The following is a 17984-nucleotide window of genomic DNA, read 5'->3' as shown; positions in this document are numbered from 1 at the left end:
GAGTCGTGCGCTGTACTTGCTCATGAAAAAACACCCCAAATCGTTGAACGGGTGTCCAACTTTTGGGGTGCAGTTCATTCGCGAGGGCTTTTTACATGGCGTCGATGCGCTCAGAACAGATTGCGCCGATCCGGATCGTGCAACGGATCGGGCGTTTTCTGCGTCATGCGCAAGATGCCCTGCTCGTCGAAATAGAAGTTGTACATCAGATACCAGATGTTCGCCTCCATGTAGCGATAGGTCCAGACTTCGCGCTTCATCAGCGGAAAGTACGACGTCTCCACGGGCCGCCCGAAGTTCACGAGCACGTCCTGCCTCGTCCAGGTGCCGATCTGCGCCTTGTAGAACTCGTTTTCGTCGAGCACTTGCCGAACATTGACGATCTTGCCGGAAGCGTCGATATCGGCGGCGGTGGTGAATTCGCCGAGCGGTTGCGTCGGCCACATCAGGCGCTTGCCGCCATTGGGCAGATCGTAGATTTCGCGCGGCGGGCCGAGGCGGGCGGTGATCGTCGAGGCATCCGCGCCAGCCTGATAGTTCTGCCACGGCTGCGCGCAGGCGGACAGAAGGAGCGCGACCCCGGCGCATGTCAGCGATGCGCGCATGCGGTTGAGTATGTGCAGCATTGAAGCCTCCACGTGCTTGCTCCTCGCGGCGGCGAGCAGCGTTTGTTCGATGTTTCCCGTGATTTTGACATGCGCGCGCGGCAAAGCATTCTCCGATACGTCGCGGCATTCAAGCCGATGTGTCGGCAATCGCGACTTGCGCGGGGCGCGCGCTGCAGCCTATGATCCGCGCTTTCGGCGGATCGGCGGAAACTCATGAAGAACGGAACCAGCGCGCGCGCGATGCAATGGCTGCGCATCGCGGCATCGGCGTGTCTTGCCTTGTCCATGACGGCGCGGGCGGCCGAATTGCCACCCATCAAGCTCGCGCTGATCGAAGGCATGTCCGGCCCGTTCGCGAACGCCGGCGCAATGGTCGAGCGCAATCTGCGTTTCGGCGTCGAGCGCGTGAACGCGCAAGGCGGCGTGAAGCTCGCGGACGGCGCGCATCCGCTGCAACTCGTCGTGCTCGATGGCAAGGGCAGCAGCGAGGCGAGTCTCGTGCAGCTGCGTGCGGCGATCGACGAGAAGATCGGCTTCGTCATGCAGGGCAACAGTTCGGCGGTGGCGGCGGCGCTCGTAGCGGCTGTCGACCGCCAAAACGCTCGCGAGCCGGATCGCCGCGTGCTGTTCCTCAATTATTCCGCCGACGATCCCGCGCTCACCAACGACGCGTGCAGTTTCTGGCATTTCCGCTTCGACGCGCACGCCGGCATGCGGATGGATGCCCTCGCCGATGCGCTGAAAGACGATCGCGCGGTGAAGAAGGTCTATCTGCTCAATCAGGATTACAGCTTCGGCCACGACGTGAGCCGCGAGGCACAGCGCGCGCTCAGGGAGCGGCGCCCGGACATCGCGATCGCGGGCGACGAATTTCATCCGATCGGGCGCGTGAAGGATTTCGCGCCTTACATCGCGAAAATCCGCGCGAGTGGAGCGGACGCGGTGATCACCGGAAACTGGGGCAACGATCTGACGCTTCTCGTCAAAGCCGCGCGCGAGCAGGGGCTCGACACGAAGTTCTACACGTTCTACGGCAACAGTCTGGGCGCTCCGGCCGCGCTCGGCGATGCCGGCGTGAAGCGCGTGATCGCCGTGGCGGACTGGCATCCGAATGCGGGCAGCGCTGCGTCGGACGCGTACTATCGCGCGTTCAGAGCCCGCTATCCTGCCGCCGCGGACGATTACCTTGTCGCGCGTATGCCGCTGATGGTAGAAATGCTCGCCGCCGCGATGACGCGCGCAAAAAGCGCGGACCCGCTCGCGGTGGCGCGCACGCTCGAAGGCATGAAGTTCGACGGCGAAGGCTTCCACCCGATGACCGTGCGTGCCGAAGATCATCAGGTGATCCAGCCCCTTTACGTCATGGAAATGGACAAGGCGGGGACGAAAGGTGTCGCGCTCGATAACGAAGGTTCGGGCTACGGCTTCCGCACGCTTCTGAGCGTCCCCGCCGACAAGACCGCGCAACCGACGACGTGCCGTATGTCGCGCCCGCCGCGCTAAGGCGCCGATTCGCCCCGCGCAGAAGTGCTTCGGCGAGACATTGCACTGTGCTATACTCTGCGCTTCGTTTTTGGCGCATTGCCGGAAACGATTCATTTTTTGTAAATCCACGGCACGGCCTTTCTTCCGTGACCGCCTGTCTGTATCAAAGGAAAAGCAAATGTCCGTAGCAGAAATCAAGAAATCCGACATCGTCGCTGAATACGCACGCGGCGCAAACGACACCGGTTCTCCCGAAGTGCAAGTCGCACTGCTGACGAGCCGCATCAACGAACTCACCGTCCACTTCAAGTCGCACTCGAAGGATCACCACAGCCGCCGCGGTCTGCTGCGCATGGTGAGCCGTCGTCGTAAGCTGCTCGACTACCTGAAGGGCAAGGACGCGGATCGTTATCGCTCGCTGATCGAAAAGCTGGGTCTGCGCAAGTAATTGGCGCCAAGCGTGGCTTTGCGGCCAACGTCCTAATGAAGTGCCTGTGTCAGTCCGCTGATACAGGCACTTTGTTTTTGTGCGTTTCGGTCGCGAAGTGGTGCCCGATCGTGTTTTCGGCAATCGGCGCCCGTAATTGCCACGCAGTCGGAAGTTTCGGCAGTTCATAAGCTTTATCCCGGATGAGTCCATCCGGTCCGACACTCGGTCCAGCCTCGCAGCGGAGCTTTGTGTCATTCCAGCGCGACGACGTTCATCGAAACGCATCGCGCTGGAATGGCATAACACACCTCTCAAGCGTGGCTCCGGACCTTCCCGCACGCGCCAGTCGACCGGCGCGGCGCAAACGTAGAAGGAGTCGAAATGTTCAATAAGATCGTCAAAGAGTTCAAGTGGGGACAGCACAACGTCCGCCTCGAAACGGGTGAAATCGCCCGTCAGGCGAGCGGCGCGGTGATCGTCGATGTCGAAGATACCGTCGTGCTCGCAACCGTCGTCGGCGCGAAGACCGCCAAGCCGGGCCAGGACTTCTTCCCGCTGACCGTCGACTACCTCGAAAAGACCTATGCCGCCGGCAAGATCCCGGGCGGCTTCTTCCGCCGCGAAGGCCGTCCGTCCGAAGGCGAAACGCTGATTTCGCGTCTGATCGACCGCCCGCTGCGTCCGCTGTTCCCGGAAGGCTTCTATAACGAAGTTCAGGTCGTGATCCACGTCCTGTCGCTGAACCCGGATGTTCCGGCCGACATTCCGGCGCTGATCGGCGCGTCCGCCGCGCTCGCCGTGTCGGGACTGCCGTTCAACGGTCCGGTCGGCGCGGCACGTGTCGCGTACATCAACAACGAGTACGTGCTGAACCCGACGCGCCCGCAGATGAAGGAATCGGCGCTCGATCTGGTCGTCGCGGGCACGGAGCGCGCGGTGCTGATGGTCGAATCGGAAGCGCAGCAGCTCTCCGAAGAAGTGATGCTCGGCGCGGTCGTTTTCGGCCACGAGCAGATGCAGACCGCCATCGACGCGATCCATGAACTCGTGCGCGAAGGCGGCAAGCCCGAGTGGGACTGGCAGCCGGCGCCGAAGAACGAAGCGCTCATCGCGCGCGTCACGGAAATCGCCAAGCCGGAACTCGAAGCGGCTTATCAGTTGCGCAACAAGCAGGCGCGCTCGGCCAAGCTGAAGGAAGTCTACGCGGCGACGTCGGCGAAGCTGGCGGAAGAAGCCGCGACGGGCGGCACGGTCGCGGCCGATGCGGCGACGGTCGGCAACGTCCTGTTCGATATCGAAGCGAAGATCGTCCGCACGCAGATCCTGAACGGCGAGCCGCGCATCGACGGCCGCGACACGCGCACCGTTCGTCCGATCGAAATTCGTACGGGCGTATTGCCGCGCACGCACGGCTCGGCGCTCTTCACGCGCGGCGAAACGCAGGCGCTCGTCGTCGCGACGCTCGGCACGAAGGGCGATGAGCAAAGCATCGACGCACTCGAAGGCGAATACCGCGAGCGCTTCATGCTTCACTACAACATGCCGCCGTTCGCGACGGGCGAAACCGGCCGCGTCGGTTCGCCGAAGCGCCGCGAAATCGGCCACGGCCGTCTGGCGAAGCGCGCGCTGGTCGCGTGCCTGCCGAGCGCCGACGAGTTCGGCTATTCGATTCGCGTCGTGTCGGAAATCACTGAATCGAACGGTTCGTCGTCGATGGCTTCGGTCTGCGGCGGCTGCCTCGCGCTGATGGACGCCGGCGTGCCGATGAAGGCGCACGTCGCGGGCATCGCGATGGGCCTGATCCTCGAAGGCAACAAGTTCGCGGTTCTGACCGACATCCTCGGCGACGAAGATCACCTCGGCGACATGGACTTCAAGGTGGCCGGCACGTCGCAGGGCGTCACGGCGCTGCAGATGGACATCAAGATCCAGGGCATCACGAAGGAAATCATGCAGGTCGCGCTCGCGCAGGCCAAGGAAGGCCGCATGCACATCCTCGGCAAGATGACCGCCGCCGTTCCGACGACGAACACGGAACTGTCGGACTACGCGCCGCGCATGATCACCATCAAGATCAATCCGGAGAAGATCCGCGACGTGATCGGCAAGGGCGGTTCCGTGATCCGCGCGCTGACGGAAGAAACCGGCACGACCATCGACATTTCGGACGACGGCGTCGTGACGATCGCGAGCACGAGCGCGGAAGGCATGGCCGACGCGAAGAAGCGCATCGAGAACATCACGGCGGAAGTGGAAGTCGGCCAGGTCTACGAAGGCCCGGTGCTCAAGCTGCTCGATTTCGGCGCGATCGTGAACATTCTGCCGGGCAAGGACGGTCTGCTGCACATCTCTGAGATCGTCAACGAGCGCGTGAAGGACATCAACGACTATTTGAAGGAAGGCCAGATCGTGAAGGTCAAGGTCATCCAGACGGACGAAAAGGGTCGTGTGCGTCTGTCGGCGAAGGCGCTTCTGAACGAAGGCGCGCAGCAGGCAGAACCGACGCACCCGCAGCAGTAATGCGGTAATGTGTAGACGGCCGGCCGCTTCAGCGAGCCGGCCGTTTTCATGTATGACGCTTGGGACGCTATGCATTGTCCGACGCGTCATCGGACTCGATGGCAGTGTGTGGAGCGCGGATTGCTTCGAGGCGCGCGCAGTGCCATCCGGTTCGGATGCACACTAACTCTGGGCGGCACAGGGAGAGCATATGAAGGCCATCGAAATCACTGAGTTCGGCGCACCCGAAGTTCTCAAACTCGGCGAGCGTCCGACGCCTGCGCCGGGCAAGTGCGAGGTGTTGATCAAGGTGGCCGCTTCCGGCGTCAACCGGCCGGACGTGTTCCAGCGCAAGGGCGCTTATGCGCCGCCGCCGGGCGCGTCGGATCTCCCGGGGCTGGAGGTTGCCGGTGAAATCGTCGATGGCGATTTCGATCCGAAGCACAACCCGTTCGGTCTGAAAAAAGGCGATCGTGTGTGCGCGCTGCTCGCGGGCGGCGGATACGCCGAATACGCGGTGGCCCCGCTCGAACAGTGTCTGCCGGTGCCGAAGGGTCTGTCGGACATCGAGGCGGCATCCTTGCCGGAGACGTTCTTCACGGTGTGGAGCAACGTGTTCGAACGCGGTCAGTTGGGCGCGGGCGAGAACGGCGAGGAAGAAACGCTGCTCGTGCAGGGCGGGTCGAGCGGCATCGGCGTGACGGCGATTCAGATCGCCAAAGCGCTCGGCTTTCGCGTGTTCGCCACGGCCGGCACCGATGAAAAGTGCCGCGCGTGCGAAGCGCTCGGCGCGGAGCGGGCGATCAACTACAAGACGGAAGATTTCGTCGAAGTGGTGAAGTCGCTGACGAACGATCGCGGCGTCGACGTCATTCTGGATATGGTCGCTGGCGACTATCTTCAGCGCGAGCTCAAGGCGCTTGCCGACGGCGGGCGCATCTGCGTGATCGCGCTGCTCGGCGGCGCGAAGGCGGAGATCAATCTGAACGACGTGCTGCGCCGGCGTCTGGTCATCACGGGCTCGACGCTGCGTCCGCGTCCCGTCGCATTCAAGGCGAAGCTCGCGGCGAAGCTGAAGGAGCGCGTCTGGCCGGAAATCGAGGCGGGGCGCATCAAGCCGGTGATCCATCAGGTGTTCCCGGCGCGCGATGCCGCCGCCGCGCACGCACTGATGGAAAGCAGTACGCACGTCGGCAAGATCGTGCTCGACTGGCGCGACGACGCGTGAAATTCGCCGGGAGCGAGCGTTTCATGTTGCGGCTCGCTTTTGATGGTTTGACCGGTTTCGTCGTAACACAGTAAAATCGCCTGTTTTGCAGGCAGTTTGCGGTTCGTAGCGGTTCATTCTTATAACAGGGCGGCTGACCACGTGCATGCAACAAGCCGCCACCGACTGACGAGACATATGTCCAGAGAACGAGCGAAACTGGTGGTGGGCAACTGGAAGATGCACGGCCGCATCGGAGAAAATGCGACCTTGCTGATCGAGGTCGCCGCGGGCGCATCGGCTTTGCAGAAGGGCGTGAGCGTCGGCGTGTGCGTGCCGTGTCCGTATCTCGCGCAATCGCAAGCGCTGCTCAGCGGCTCGGTGGTGCGCTGGGGCATTCAGGACGTGTCGGCGCATACGGGCGGTGCGTTCACCGGCGAAGTCGCGGCCGAGATGGCGGCGGACTTCGGCGTCACGTACGCGATCGTCGGGCATTCGGAGCGACGCGCGTATCATCGCGAAAGTCCGGAACTCGTCGCGTCGAAAGCGCAGCGCGCGATCGAAGCGGGCCTTACGCCGATCGTCTGTGTCGGCGAGACGCTGGAAGAACGTGAGGCGGGCACGACGGAGCGGATCATCGGCACGCAGCTCGAAGCCGTGTTGCAGGCGCTCACGGAAGAGCAGGCGGCGGGCATCGTGGTCGCGTACGAACCGGTCTGGGCGATCGGTACGGGCAAGACCGCGCGGCCGGGGCAGGCGCAGGATGTTCATGCGTTTCTGCGTCACAAGCTGCTGGAGAAGGGCGCAACGGTTGCGAACGTGCCGCTCTTGTATGGCGGCAGCGTGAAGCCGGAAAACGCGGAAGAGCTGTTCGGGCAGAAAGACATCGACGGCGGGCTGATTGGCGGCGCGTCGCTGAAGTCGAAAGATTTTCTGGCGATCTGCCGGGCGGCGCAAACCGTGACGCATTGAGCGTCGAACGGCGAGCGGGCAGGGCAGGCGAAAGAGCATAGTGCGACACGAAGGTGTCACGGAAACATCAGGAATCGGGTGAGTTGAAATGCTGTATTTGAAGACATTGATTATCGTCGTTCAGTTGCTGTCGGCGTTGGGTGTAATCGGCCTCGTGCTGCTCCAGCACGGCAAGGGCGCGGACATGGGCGCGGCGTTCGGTAGCGGCGCATCGGGCAGTCTGTTCGGTGCGACGGGCTCGGCCAACTTTCTGTCGCGTACCACGGCCATTCTCGCCGCGATCTTCTTCGTGACGACGCTGGCGCTGACCTATCTCGGAAGCTATAAGCCGCAGACGTCCGCGGGTGTGTTGGGCGGTGCGGCTCCTGTGCCGGCATCGGCTCCGGTCGTGGCCGCATCAGGAGCGTCTGCGCCTGTGTCGGCACCGGTTGCATCGTCGGCGCCGGGCGCTGACGTGCCCAAATAACGACGGAACAGATTTTTCGCGGATTTTGCATTTTGTGCGTTGAACAATTCCAAGGGCCCAGTTATAATTCAAGTCTTGAAGCGATTCGCGGCAATTAAGAAGTAGTTTTCCCGGATTGCAGTACAGTGCCGACGTGGTGAAATTGGTAGACACGCTATCTTGAGGGGGTAGTGGCGAAAGCTGTGCGAGTTCGAGTCTCGCCGTCGGCACCAAAGTTATCCAATGCCAGCCGCTTGCATCGCTTCGGCTGGCATTGTTACTTCTGGAGTACGCTTACGTTTTTGCGGCGGCATCGACAACATCAAAGCGGTTGTCACGTTGTGCTGATATCGTGAGCGGTCCCAAGTGATATCTCCTGCCGGGTGGTCCGTCCCGGCTGAAGCGCCCCAATCAATTACAGGCCACATCTACCGATCTGAGGATAGCCTTGAACCTCGCACCCTATTACCCCGTCTTCTTGTTTCTTCTGGTGGGCCTTGGTTTAGGTATAGCGTTGGTCAGCATTGGCAAGATCCTCGGTCCCAACAAGCCCGACACCGAGAAAAACGCGCCGTACGAGTGCGGCTTCGAAGCGTTCGAAGACGCGCGTATGAAGTTCGATGTGCGTTACTATCTCGTCGCGATTCTTTTCATCATTTTCGACCTTGAGACGGCGTTCCTGTTCCCGTGGGGTGTTTCCCTGCGCGATATCGGCTGGCCTGGTTTCATCGCGATGATGATTTTTCTGCTCGAATTTTTGCTCGGTTTCGCCTACATCTGGAGAAAGGGCGGACTCGACTGGGAATGACAGTTAGATCACCGGATTCATGGGCGGCTTTGGCTGGCTGCTCATCTGGAGTGGAAAACAAATGAGTATCGAAGGGGTCTTGAAGGAAGGCTTTGTCACCACCACGGCTGACAAGCTCATCAACTGGACGCGCACCGGCTCCCTGTGGCCGATGACGTTCGGTCTCGCATGCTGCGCGGTCGAAATGATGCACGCGGGCGCCGCCCGTTACGACCTGGACCGTTTCGGCGTGGTGTTCCGCCCGAGCCCGCGCCAGTCGGACGTGATGATCGTCGCCGGCACGCTCTGCAACAAAATGGCGCCCGCGCTTCGTAAGGTGTACGACCAGATGGCCGAGCCGCGCTGGGTCATCTCCATGGGCTCGTGCGCGAACGGCGGCGGCTACTATCACTATTCGTATTCCGTCGTGCGCGGCTGCGACCGGATCGTCCCGGTCGACGTCTACGTTCCCGGTTGTCCTCCGACCGCCGAGGCGCTGGTCTACGGCGTGATCCAGTTGCAGGCGAAGATTCGCCGCACCAACACCATCGCCCGTCAGTAAGGGCCTGAGTCTCCCCAAACTATGGCAAGCAAACTCGAGACCCTCAAAGCGAACCTCGAGACGGCGTTTGGCGGCCGTCTCCAGAGCATTACCGAGTCGCTGGGTCAGGTGACGGTCGTCGTCAAGGCGGCCGACTATCTGGACGTCTGCAAGCAGTTGCGCGATGACCCGTCGCTGCGCTTCGAGCAGCTCATGGACCTCTCCGGCGTCGATTATTCGACGTATGGCGACGGCGTCTACGACGGTCCGCGTTTCGCGGCAGTCAGTCATCTTCTCTCGATCACGCACAACTGGCGCGTGCGCGTGCGCGTATTCGCTCCGGACGACGAAGTGCCCATCGTGGCTTCGGTGGTCGATATCTGGACGTCGGCGAACTGGTACGAGCGCGAAGCGTTCGACCTCTATGGCATCGTATTCGAAGGCCATCCCGATCTGCGCCGCATTCTCACGGACTATGGTTTCATCGGCCATCCGTTCCGCAAGGACTTCCCGATTTCCGGCTACGTCGAAATGCGCTACGACCCGGAAGAGAAGCGCGTGGTGTACCAGCCCGTGACGATCGAACCGCGCGAAATCACGCCGCGCGTGATTCGCGAAGATCGCTATGGCGGTCTGAAACATTAAGAGAACGCCATGGCAGAGATCAAGAATTACACGCTGAACTTTGGCCCGCAGCACCCGGCAGCGCACGGCGTGCTGCGCCTCGTGCTGGAACTCGACGGCGAAGTGATCCAGCGCGCCGACCCGCACATCGGTCTGCTGCATCGCGCGACCGAGAAGCTCGCCGAGACCAAGACCTTCCTGCAGTCCGTGCCGTACATGGACCGTCTGGACTATGTGTCGATGATGGTCAACGAGCACGGCTACGTGCTCGCTATCGAGAAGCTGCTCGGCATCGACGTGCCGATCCGCGCGAAATACATTCGTGTGCTGTTCGACGAAATCACGCGCGTGCTGAACCATCTGATGTGGATCGGCTCGCACGCGCTCGACGTCGGCGCGATGGCGGTCTTCCTTTACGCGTTCCGCGAGCGCGAAGATCTGATGGACGTCTACGAGGCGGTGTCGGGTGCGCGCATGCACGCGGCGTACTATCGTCCGGGCGGCGTCTATCGCGATCTGCCGGACGCGATGCCGCAATACAAGGCGTCGAAGATCCGCAACGCGAAGGCGCTCGACAAGATGAACGAGAACCGTCAGGGCTCGTTGCTCGACTTCATCGAGGACTTCTTCAATCGTTTCCCGGGCTGTGTCGACGAGTACGAAACGCTGCTCACCGACAACCGCATCTGGAAGCAGCGTCTCGTGGGCATCGGCGTGGTGAGCCCGGAGCGCGCGTTGCAGATGGGCTTGAGCGGCGCGATGCTGCGCGGCTCGGGCATCGAGTGGGACTTGCGCAAGAAGCAGCCGTACGAAGTGTACGATCAGCTCGACTTCGACATCCCCGTCGGCGTGAACGGCGACTGCTACGACCGCTATCTGGTGCGCGTGGAAGAAATGCGCCAGTCGACGCGCATCGCCAAACAGTGCATTGCGTGGCTGCGCAAGAATCCTGGCCCTGTGATGGTCGATAATCACAAGGTTGCACCGCCGTCGCGCGTCGGCATGAAGAGCAACATGGAAGAGCTGATTCATCATTTCAAGCTCTTTACCGAAGGCTTCCATGTGCCGGAAGGCGAAACGTACGCTGCGGTCGAGCATCCGAAGGGCGAGTTCGGCATCTACCTGATCTCGGATGGCGCGAACAAGCCGTATCGCCTGAAGATTCGCGCGCCGGGCTATGCACACCTCGCAGCGCTCGATGAAATGGCGCGAGGCCACATGATCGCCGACGCAGTGACGATCATCGGTACGCAAGACATCGTGTTCGGCGAGATCGATCGCTGATTCATCGGCGCCTGCGCGGTCGGCTCGCCGAGCCGCTGCGCAAGAAACGCGAAAGCAATAACAGGAACCCGCAGGAACGCCAGGTCTGCCGCAATACGAAGGGCGCGGCAGGTTTTCGTTCGGTAGGAATTGAAAGAGTCGTGTCTGAAAATGATCTCAGCTGAAGGCCTGAAAGAAATCGATCGCGCGGTCGCGAAGTATCCCGCCGAGCAAAAGCAATCGGCGGTGATGGCGGCGCTCGCTGTCGCTCAGGAAGAGCATGGTTGGCTTTCGCCCGAAATCATGCAGTTCGTGGCCGATTACCTGAGCATGCCGCCCGTCGCGGTGCAGGAAGTCGCTACGTTCTACACGATGTACGAGCTGAAGCCGGTCGGCAAGCACAAGATCACGCTCTGCACGAATCTGCCCTGCCAGCTTGGCCCGGATGGCGGTTCGGACAGCGCTGCCGAATATCTCAAGCAGAAGCTTGGAATCGATTTCGGCGAGACCACGCCCGACGGCAAGTTCACGCTGAAAGAAGGCGAGTGCTTCGGCGCGTGCGGCGACGCACCTGTGCTGCTCGTGAACAACCATCGCATGTGCAGCTTCATGAGCCGCGAGAAGATCGACCAGTTGATCGAGGAACTTTCGAAATGACGTCACTCCACGATCGTCACATCAAGCCGCTGATCCTCGCTGGCCTCAATGGCGAGAACTGGCATCTCGAAGATTACGTCGCGCGCGGCGGCTACAAGCAGTTGCGCCGCATTCTCGAAGAAAAGATTCCACCCGAGCAGGTGATCGCCGACGTCAAGGCGTCGGGTCTGCGCGGCCGCGGCGGCGCGGGCTTTCCGACCGGCCTGAAGTGGAGCTTCATGCCGCGTCAGTTTCCGGGGCAGAAGTATCTCGTCTGCAATTCGGACGAAGGCGAGCCGGGCACGTTCAAGGATCGCGACATCCTGCGCTGGAATCCGCACGCGCTGATCGAAGGCATGGCCATCGGCGCGTATGCAATGGGCATCACCGTCGGCTACAACTATATCCACGGCGAGATTTTCGAGGTCTATCGCGTGTTCGAAGCGGCGCTCGAAGAAGCGCGTCAGGCCGGCTATCTGGGCGCGAACATCCTGGGCTCGGGTTTCTCGTTCGAGCTGTACGCGCACCATGGTTACGGCGCGTACATCTGCGGTGAAGAAACCGCGCTGCTCGAATCGCTCGAAGGCAAGAAGGGCCAGCCGCGCTTCAAGCCGCCGTTCCCGGCGAGCTTCGGCGTGTACGGCAAGCCGACCACGATCAACAACACCGAGACGTTCGCGGCGGTGCCGTTCCTGCTGGAAATCGGCCCGCAGAATTACCTCGAGATCGGCAAGCCGAACAACGGCGGCACGAAGATTTTCTCCGTCTCGGGCGATGTGAACCGTCCGGGCAACTACGAGATTCCGCTCGGCACGCCGTTCTCGACGCTGATGGAACTGGCGGGCGGCGTGCGCGGCAAGTCGATCAAGGCCGTGATTCCGGGCGGCTCGTCCGCGCCGGTCGTGCCGGGCGACATGATGCTCGCGACCGACATGGACTACGACTCGATCGCGAAGGCCGGCTCGATGCTGGGCTCGGGCGCGGTCATCGTGATGAACGAAACGCGCTGCATGGTGCGCTCGCTGTTGCGCCTGTCGTACTTCTACTATGAAGAGTCGTGCGGCCAATGCACGCCGTGCCGTGAGGGCACGGGCTGGCTGTATCGCGTCGTGCATCGCATCGAGCACGGTCTCGGCCGCAAGGAAGATCTGGATCTGCTGAACTCGGTCGCCGAGAACATCATGGGCCGTACGATCTGCGCGCTCGGCGATGCAGCGGCGATGCCCGTGCGCGGCATGCTCAAGCACTTCTGGGACGAATTCGAATATCACGTCGAGCACAAGCATTGTCTCGTCGGCGGGCACGCGCATCACGCGCCGTCCGAAGCGCTTACCGCGTAATCAGGCGCGCAGTCAGATGCGCGACAACGCTCGAGAAGGGTTGAGGATCTTTATCCATCATGGTTGAACTAGAAATTGACGGCAAGGCGGTCGAGGTGCCTGAAGGCAGCATGGTGATCCAGGCTGCGCACAAGGTCGATACGTACATCCCTCACTTCTGCTATCACAAGAAACTGTCGATCGCGGCGAACTGCCGGATGTGCCTCGTCGAAGTCGAAAAGATGCCGAAGGCCGTTCCCGCCTGCGCCACGCCGGTATCGAACGGCATGATCGTCCGCACGACGTCGGACAAGGCCGTGAAGGCCCAACAGTCGGTGATGGAATTCCTGCTGATCAACCACCCGCTCGATTGCCCGATCTGCGATCAGGGCGGCGAGTGCCAATTGCAGGATCTGGCCGTCGGTTACGGCAAGTCGCAGTCGCGCTATAGCGAAGAAAAGCGCGTGGTGTTCCACAAGAACGTCGGTCCGCTCATCTCGATGGAAGAGATGTCGCGCTGCATCCACTGCACGCGCTGCGTGCGCTTCGGCCAGGAAGTCGCCGGCGTGATGGAGCTCGGCATGCTGGGCCGTGGCGAGCATTCGGAAATCACGTCGTTCGTCGGCAAGACCGTGGATTCGGAGCTGTCGGGCAACATGATCGACCTGTGCCCGGTCGGCGCGTTGACGAGCAAGCCGTTCCGCTACAGCGCCCGTACGTGGGAACTGTCGCGCCGCAAGTCGGTGAGCCCGCACGATTCCGTCGGCGCGAACCTCGTGGTGCAGGTGAAGAACAACCGCGTGATGCGCGTTCTGCCGATGGAGAACGAAGCCATCAACGAATGCTGGATCTCCGACAAGGACCGCTTCTCGTACGAAGGCCTGAACAGCGACGAGCGTCTCACCGCGCCGATGCTGAAGCAGGGCGGCAACTGGATCGAAACCGACTGGCAGACCGCGCTCGAGTACGTCGCGAAGGGCCTGAAGGGCATCAAGGCGGATCACGGCGCGAATGCCATCGCCGCTTTGGCCACGCCGCACAGCACGGTCGAAGAACTGCATCTGCTGAAGACGCTGGCTGAAGGCGTCGGCACGCCGAACGTCGATTTCCGTCTGCGTCAGAACGATTTCTCGGCGCCGGTCGGCGTCGGCGCGCCGTGGCTCGGCACGAAGATCGCGAATCTGTCGACTATCGACACTGCGTTCGTCATCGGCTCGTTCCTGCGTCGCGATCATCCGCTGTTTGCCGCGCGTCTGCGTCAGGCCGCGAAAAACGGCGCGAAGCTCACGTTCCTCAACGCAAGCAACGACGACTCGCTGATCCCGACCGCGCATCGCCTGGTCGCGGCGCCGTCGGCGTGGCTCGATCAGCTTGCGGGCATCGCTGCGGCGGTTTCGGAAGCGCGCGGCGTCGCGCTGCCGGACGCATTCGCGGGTCGCGAAGTGTCGGCCGCGGCGAAGGACGTCGCGGCGTCGCTGTCGGCGGGCGAACAGCGCGTCGTGCTGCTCGGCAACCTCGCGGTTCAGCATCCGGATTTCGCGCAGATTCAGGCGGCCGCCCAGTGGATCGCCGACAATACCGGCGCGACGCTCGGCTTCCTCACGGAAGGGGCGAACTCGGTCGGCGCGCATCTCGTCGATGCATTGCCGGGCGAGGGCGGTCTCAACGCGCGCGAAGTGTTCGAGCAGCCGCGCAAGGGCTACGTGCTCTTCAACGCGGAACCGGAATTCGATACGGCCAATCCGGCGCAAGCCATCGCCGCGCTCAAGGCAGCGGAAATGGTCGTCGTGATGTCGCCGTTCAAGCACGGCATGGACTACGCGGACGTGCTGCTGCCGATCGCGCCGTTCACGGAAACGTCGGGCACGTTCGTCAACGCGGAAGGCACCGCTCAGTCGTTCAACGGCGTCGTGCGCGCGCTCGGCGAGACGCGTCCGGGCTGGAAGGTGTTGCGCGTGCTGGGCACGATCCTCGGCCTGCCGGGCTTCGAGTTCGACACCGCTGACGAAGTGCGTGTCGCGGCGTTGGGCACGGGCGATCTGACCGCGCGTCTGTCGAACAAGACGACGGTGCAGGCCAAGCGCGCTGCATCGAACGTCGTGTTGAACGGCAGCGGCCTGCAGCGTCTCGCCGATGTACCGATCTATCACGCCGATGCGCTCGTGCGCCGCGCGCCCTCGTTGCATTTGACGGCAGCCGCACGCGATGCAAACGTGGCGGGCCTCCCGACGGCGCTCTTCGACAAGCTCGGTCTGAAGGATGGCGAAGCAGTGCGTATTCGCCAAGGCAATCTGTCGGTGACGTTGCCCGCGGTCCGCGATGCGAATCTCGCGGAATCGGTGGTCCGCGTGTCGGCGGGCACGACGGCTGGCGCCGCGCTCGGCGGCCTGTTCGGTGAACTGGTAGTGGAGAAGGCGTAAAAATGGGCTTGTTCGATACGATCAACGCAGGCGGCACGCAGCTTCTGGGCGTCGCATGGCCGACGGTGTGGGCGGTGGTCCGCATCCTGGTGGTTTCGGTGGTCATCCTGCTGTGCGTGGCCTACCTGATTCTCTGGGAACGCAAGCTCATCGGCTGGATGCACGTGCGTCTCGGCCCGAACCGCGTCGGCCCCGCAGGCTTGCTGCAGCCGATCGCCGACGTGCTGAAGCTTCTGCTCAAGGAAGTCATCCAGCCGACGGCTGCGAGCAAGTGGATCTATGTGATCGCACCGATCATGACCGTGGTGCCGGCGTTCGCCGTGTGGGCGGTGATCCCGTTCCAGGCGAAAGCGGTGCTCGGCGACATCAACGCGGGTCTGCTGTACATCATGGCGATTTCGTCGATCGGCGTGTACGGCGTGATTCTGGCGGGTTGGGCGTCGAACTCGAAGTACGCGTTTCTCGGCGCGATGCGCGCCGCGGCGCAGATGGTGTCCTACGAAATCTCGATGGGCTTCGCGCTCGTCGTGGTGCTGATGGTTGCGGGCACGCTGAACATGTCCGACATCGTGCACTCGCAGCAGCGCGGCATGTTCGCGGGCTGGGGCATCAACTTCCTGTCGTGGAACTGGCTGCCACTTTTGCCGATGTTCGTCGTGTACTTCATCTCGGGCATCGCGGAAACGAACCGTCACCCGTTCGACGTGGTGGAAGGCGAATCGGAAATCGTCGCCGGTCACATGATCGATTACTCGGGCATGGCGTTCGCGCTGTTCTTCCTCGCCGAGTACATCAACATGATCGTGATCTCGGCGATCGCAGCGACGCTGTTCCTCGGCGGCTGGGATGCACCGTTCGGCTTCCTGTCGTTCATTCCGGGCGTATTCTGGTTCGTTTTCAAGGTTTTCCTGCTGCTGTCGGTCTTCATCTGGGCGCGCGCGACATTCCCGCGTTACCGCTACGACCAGATCATGCGTCTCGGCTGGAAGGTGTTCCTGCCGGTGTCGGTGATCTGGGTGGTCGTGGTCGGTTTCTGGATCATGTCGCCGCTCAACATCTGGAAGTAAGCGAGCGCGGACGAAAACATCATGAATGCTATTCAGAACTTCTTTAAGACCTTCTTCCTGACCGAGTTGCTCAAGGGTCTTGCGCTGACGGGACGTTACACGTTCCAGCGCAAGATCACGGTGCAGTTCCCGGAAGAAAAGACGCCGATCTCGCCGCGTTTTCGCGGTCTGCACGCGCTGCGCCGCTATGAGAACGGCGAAGAGCGCTGCATCGCCTGCAAGCTGTGCGAAGCGGTGTGCCCGGCGATGGCGATCACGATCGAATCGGAAACGCGCGCGGACAACACCCGTCGCACCACGCGTTACGACATCGACCTGACCAAGTGCATCTTCTGCGGTTTCTGCGAGGAGAGCTGCCCGGTCGATTCGATCGTCGAAACGCACATCCTCGAATATCACGGCGAAAAGCGCGGCGACCTGTATTTCACGAAGGACATGCTGCTTGCGGTGGGCGATCGCTACGAAACGGAAATCGCCGCATCGAAGGCGGCCGACGCGCCTTATCGTTGATATGCGTCCGATGCCCGAGCCTCATGTTCCGGCATCGCACCGTAGCGATTTTGTTGTTGCTGTTTGGCACACTGCGGCGCGCGCCGAGGGCGGCTCCTGTCCGAAAGCGCCGACACACCATGCCTGATGATGGCCTAACGATGAACCGGTAATCATGGAATTCACAATCGTACTGTTCTATATCTTCGCGCTGCTGCTGGTCGTTTCCGCGCTGAAGGTGATCACTTCGCGCAACCCGGTGTCGTCCGCGCTCTTCCTCGTGCTCGCGTTCTTCAACGCGGCCGCGATCTGGATGCTGCTGCAAGCCGAATTCCTCGCGATTCTGCTGGTTCTCGTATATGTCGGCGCCGTGATGGTGCTGTTCCTGTTCGTCGTCATGATGCTCGACATCAACATCGATGTCCTGCGCAAGGATTTCAGGCGCTTCGTGCCGCTCGCGAGCATCGTCGGCGCGATCATCGTGATCGAGACCGCGCTGATCCTTTGGCACGGCTACGGCGGCACGATCACACCCGAAACGTCGACGGCGGTGACGGGCGCAGCGGCGATGTCGAACACGCAACTGATCGGCAAGGTCATCTACACCGACTACATCTTCGCGTTCGAAATCGCCGGCCTCGTGCTGCTGGTTGCGATCATCGCGGCGATCTCGCTCACGATCCGCGACAAGAAGGACAAGAAGACCCAAACCGTCAGCCAGCAGGTCAAGGTGCGCCGCGAAGACCGCGTGCGCCTCGTGAAGATGCAGGCCGAAACGCAGGCGCCCGACGCCTCCACGGAACCTGCCGTGACCGGCAACATCGGCGCGGGCACGGTCGACAACAAGGGCTGAGCGCGAAGGAGAAATCGAATATGTTGAGTCTTGCCCATTACCTCGTGCTCGGTGCGATCCTCTTTGCGATCAGCATCGTCGGCATCTTCCTGAACCGCCGCAACGTCATCATCATCCTGATGGCCATCGAATTGATGCTGCTCGCGGTGAACACCAATTTCGTCGCGTTCTCGCACTATCTGGGCGACGTGCACGGCCAGATCTTCGTGTTCTTCGTGCTGACTGTCGCCGCCGCTGAAGCCGCGATCGGTCTCGCGATTCTCGTGACCCTGTTCCGTAGCCTCGACACGATCAACGTCGAGGACCTCGATCAGCTCAAAGGTTAATTTCAGGCTAGGC

The 17984-nt window shown here is 61.9% G+C and carries 18 protein-coding genes and 1 tRNA gene; 18 read left to right on the top strand and 1 reads right to left on the bottom strand.

Going from position 1 to position 17984, the window contains the following annotated elements:
• Positions 1–110: 110 nt before the first annotated feature.
• Entirely contained in the window at positions 111–626 is a 516-nt protein-coding gene (locus tag NCS67_RS07945) for a hypothetical protein (RefSeq protein ID WP_033535784.1), read from the bottom strand.
• Between the two features lie 195 nt (positions 627–821).
• Between NCS67_RS07945 and NCS67_RS07940 the strand changes: the two genes are divergently transcribed.
• From NCS67_RS07940 to nuoK, 18 genes are all read left to right on the top strand, one after another.
• A complete protein-coding gene (locus NCS67_RS07940) occupies positions 822–2111 on the top strand; it encodes a branched-chain amino acid ABC transporter substrate-binding protein (protein WP_250434886.1) in 1290 nt (429 codons plus the stop codon).
• Positions 2112–2271: 160 nt separating this feature from the next.
• Positions 2272–2541: a 30S ribosomal protein S15 gene (gene rpsO, locus NCS67_RS07935; RefSeq protein ID WP_008341789.1), complete on the top strand. Its 270-nt coding sequence runs from the start codon at positions 2272–2274 to the stop codon at positions 2539–2541.
• Between the two features lie 363 nt (positions 2542–2904).
• The gene (pnp, locus tag NCS67_RS07930; RefSeq protein WP_008341788.1) at positions 2905–5043 is read left to right on the top strand and encodes a polyribonucleotide nucleotidyltransferase; all 2139 of its coding nucleotides are present in this window, start codon (positions 2905–2907) and stop codon (positions 5041–5043) included.
• Between the two features lie 190 nt (positions 5044–5233).
• On the top strand, positions 5234–6250 hold the full coding sequence (locus NCS67_RS07925; protein WP_034473898.1) for an NAD(P)H-quinone oxidoreductase: 1017 nt from the start codon (positions 5234–5236) through the stop codon (positions 6248–6250).
• 177 nt (positions 6251–6427) lie between these two features.
• Positions 6428–7201, top strand: coding sequence for a triose-phosphate isomerase (gene tpiA / locus NCS67_RS07920; protein ID WP_008341786.1), 774 nt, complete (start codon positions 6428–6430; stop codon positions 7199–7201).
• An 88-nt stretch (positions 7202–7289) separates the two neighbouring features.
• Complete coding sequence (gene secG / locus NCS67_RS07915; protein ID WP_250434885.1) at positions 7290–7667, top strand: preprotein translocase subunit SecG; 378 nt, start codon at positions 7290–7292, stop codon at positions 7665–7667.
• Between the two features lie 127 nt (positions 7668–7794).
• A tRNA-Leu gene (locus NCS67_RS07910) sits at positions 7795–7879 on the top strand.
• Positions 7880–8094: 215 nt separating this feature from the next.
• Complete coding sequence (locus NCS67_RS07905; protein ID WP_008341784.1) at positions 8095–8454, top strand: NADH-quinone oxidoreductase subunit A; 360 nt, start codon at positions 8095–8097, stop codon at positions 8452–8454.
• 61 nt (positions 8455–8515) lie between these two features.
• Complete coding sequence (locus tag NCS67_RS07900) at positions 8516–8995, top strand: NuoB/complex I 20 kDa subunit family protein (protein ID WP_006052903.1); 480 nt, start codon at positions 8516–8518, stop codon at positions 8993–8995.
• Between the two features lie 21 nt (positions 8996–9016).
• Entirely contained in the window at positions 9017–9619 is a 603-nt protein-coding gene (locus NCS67_RS07895) for an NADH-quinone oxidoreductase subunit C (protein ID WP_008341743.1), read from the top strand.
• Positions 9620–9628: 9 nt separating this feature from the next.
• Positions 9629–10882: an NADH-quinone oxidoreductase subunit D gene (locus NCS67_RS07890; RefSeq protein ID WP_008341742.1), complete on the top strand. Its 1254-nt coding sequence runs from the start codon at positions 9629–9631 to the stop codon at positions 10880–10882.
• A 150-nt stretch (positions 10883–11032) separates the two neighbouring features.
• Complete coding sequence (gene nuoE / locus NCS67_RS07885; protein ID WP_008341741.1) at positions 11033–11518, top strand: NADH-quinone oxidoreductase subunit NuoE; 486 nt, start codon at positions 11033–11035, stop codon at positions 11516–11518.
• Positions 11515–12837 carry an NADH-quinone oxidoreductase subunit NuoF gene (nuoF, locus tag NCS67_RS07880; RefSeq protein ID WP_008341740.1) on the top strand — a complete coding sequence of 441 codons (1323 nt, stop codon included), beginning with the start codon at positions 11515–11517 and terminating at the stop codon, positions 12835–12837. Before nuoE ends, nuoF begins: the two co-directional genes overlap by 4 nt.
• Before the next feature lie 59 nt (positions 12838–12896).
• Positions 12897–15236: an NADH-quinone oxidoreductase subunit NuoG gene (gene nuoG / locus NCS67_RS07875; RefSeq protein WP_175983175.1), complete on the top strand. Its 2340-nt coding sequence runs from the start codon at positions 12897–12899 to the stop codon at positions 15234–15236.
• 2 nt (positions 15237–15238) lie between these two features.
• Positions 15239–16303, top strand: a complete 1065-nt coding sequence (gene nuoH, locus NCS67_RS07870; protein ID WP_008341736.1) for an NADH-quinone oxidoreductase subunit NuoH — start codon at positions 15239–15241, stop codon at positions 16301–16303.
• A 21-nt stretch (positions 16304–16324) separates the two neighbouring features.
• Positions 16325–16813, top strand: a complete 489-nt coding sequence (gene nuoI / locus NCS67_RS07865; RefSeq protein ID WP_008341734.1) for an NADH-quinone oxidoreductase subunit NuoI — start codon at positions 16325–16327, stop codon at positions 16811–16813.
• A gap of 154 nt (positions 16814–16967) precedes the next feature.
• Positions 16968–17645, top strand: coding sequence for an NADH-quinone oxidoreductase subunit J (locus NCS67_RS07860; protein ID WP_250434884.1), 678 nt, complete (start codon positions 16968–16970; stop codon positions 17643–17645).
• Positions 17646–17665: 20 nt separating this feature from the next.
• On the top strand, positions 17666–17971 hold the full coding sequence (nuoK, locus tag NCS67_RS07855) for an NADH-quinone oxidoreductase subunit NuoK (protein WP_007588140.1): 306 nt from the start codon (positions 17666–17668) through the stop codon (positions 17969–17971).
• Positions 17972–17984: the final 13 nt, after the last annotated feature.

Origin of the sequence: Caballeronia sp. ATUFL_F2_KS9A, assembly GCF_023630765.1 — a bacterium.
GTDB lineage: Bacteria > Pseudomonadota > Gammaproteobacteria > Burkholderiales > Burkholderiaceae > Caballeronia > Caballeronia zhejiangensis.
This window is presented reverse-complemented; position numbering and strand designations above follow the sequence as displayed.

What these genes read in the sequence shown, in the direction of transcription:
- NCS67_RS07945 (WP_033535784.1), bottom strand. Translation starts at nt 626, where the DNA reads ATGCTGCACATACTCAACCGCATGCGCGCATCGCTGACATGCGCCGGG.
- NCS67_RS07940 (WP_250434886.1), top strand. Translation starts at nt 822, where the DNA reads ATGAAGAACGGAACCAGCGCGCGCGCGATGCAATGGCTGCGCATCGCG.
- rpsO (WP_008341789.1), top strand. Translation starts at nt 2,272, where the DNA reads ATGTCCGTAGCAGAAATCAAGAAATCCGACATCGTCGCTGAATACGCA.
- pnp (WP_008341788.1), top strand. Translation starts at nt 2,905, where the DNA reads ATGTTCAATAAGATCGTCAAAGAGTTCAAGTGGGGACAGCACAACGTC.
- NCS67_RS07925 (WP_034473898.1), top strand. Translation starts at nt 5,234, where the DNA reads ATGAAGGCCATCGAAATCACTGAGTTCGGCGCACCCGAAGTTCTCAAA.
- tpiA (WP_008341786.1), top strand. Translation starts at nt 6,428, where the DNA reads ATGTCCAGAGAACGAGCGAAACTGGTGGTGGGCAACTGGAAGATGCAC.
- secG (WP_250434885.1), top strand. Translation starts at nt 7,290, where the DNA reads ATGCTGTATTTGAAGACATTGATTATCGTCGTTCAGTTGCTGTCGGCG.
- NCS67_RS07900 (WP_006052903.1), top strand. Translation starts at nt 8,516, where the DNA reads ATGAGTATCGAAGGGGTCTTGAAGGAAGGCTTTGTCACCACCACGGCT.
- NCS67_RS07895 (WP_008341743.1), top strand. Translation starts at nt 9,017, where the DNA reads ATGGCAAGCAAACTCGAGACCCTCAAAGCGAACCTCGAGACGGCGTTT.
- NCS67_RS07890 (WP_008341742.1), top strand. Translation starts at nt 9,629, where the DNA reads ATGGCAGAGATCAAGAATTACACGCTGAACTTTGGCCCGCAGCACCCG.
- nuoE (WP_008341741.1), top strand. Translation starts at nt 11,033, where the DNA reads ATGATCTCAGCTGAAGGCCTGAAAGAAATCGATCGCGCGGTCGCGAAG.
- nuoF (WP_008341740.1), top strand. Translation starts at nt 11,515, where the DNA reads ATGACGTCACTCCACGATCGTCACATCAAGCCGCTGATCCTCGCTGGC.
- nuoG (WP_175983175.1), top strand. Translation starts at nt 12,897, where the DNA reads ATGGTTGAACTAGAAATTGACGGCAAGGCGGTCGAGGTGCCTGAAGGC.
- nuoH (WP_008341736.1), top strand. Translation starts at nt 15,239, where the DNA reads ATGGGCTTGTTCGATACGATCAACGCAGGCGGCACGCAGCTTCTGGGC.
- nuoI (WP_008341734.1), top strand. Translation starts at nt 16,325, where the DNA reads ATGAATGCTATTCAGAACTTCTTTAAGACCTTCTTCCTGACCGAGTTG.
- NCS67_RS07860 (WP_250434884.1), top strand. Translation starts at nt 16,968, where the DNA reads ATGGAATTCACAATCGTACTGTTCTATATCTTCGCGCTGCTGCTGGTC.
- nuoK (WP_007588140.1), top strand. Translation starts at nt 17,666, where the DNA reads ATGTTGAGTCTTGCCCATTACCTCGTGCTCGGTGCGATCCTCTTTGCG.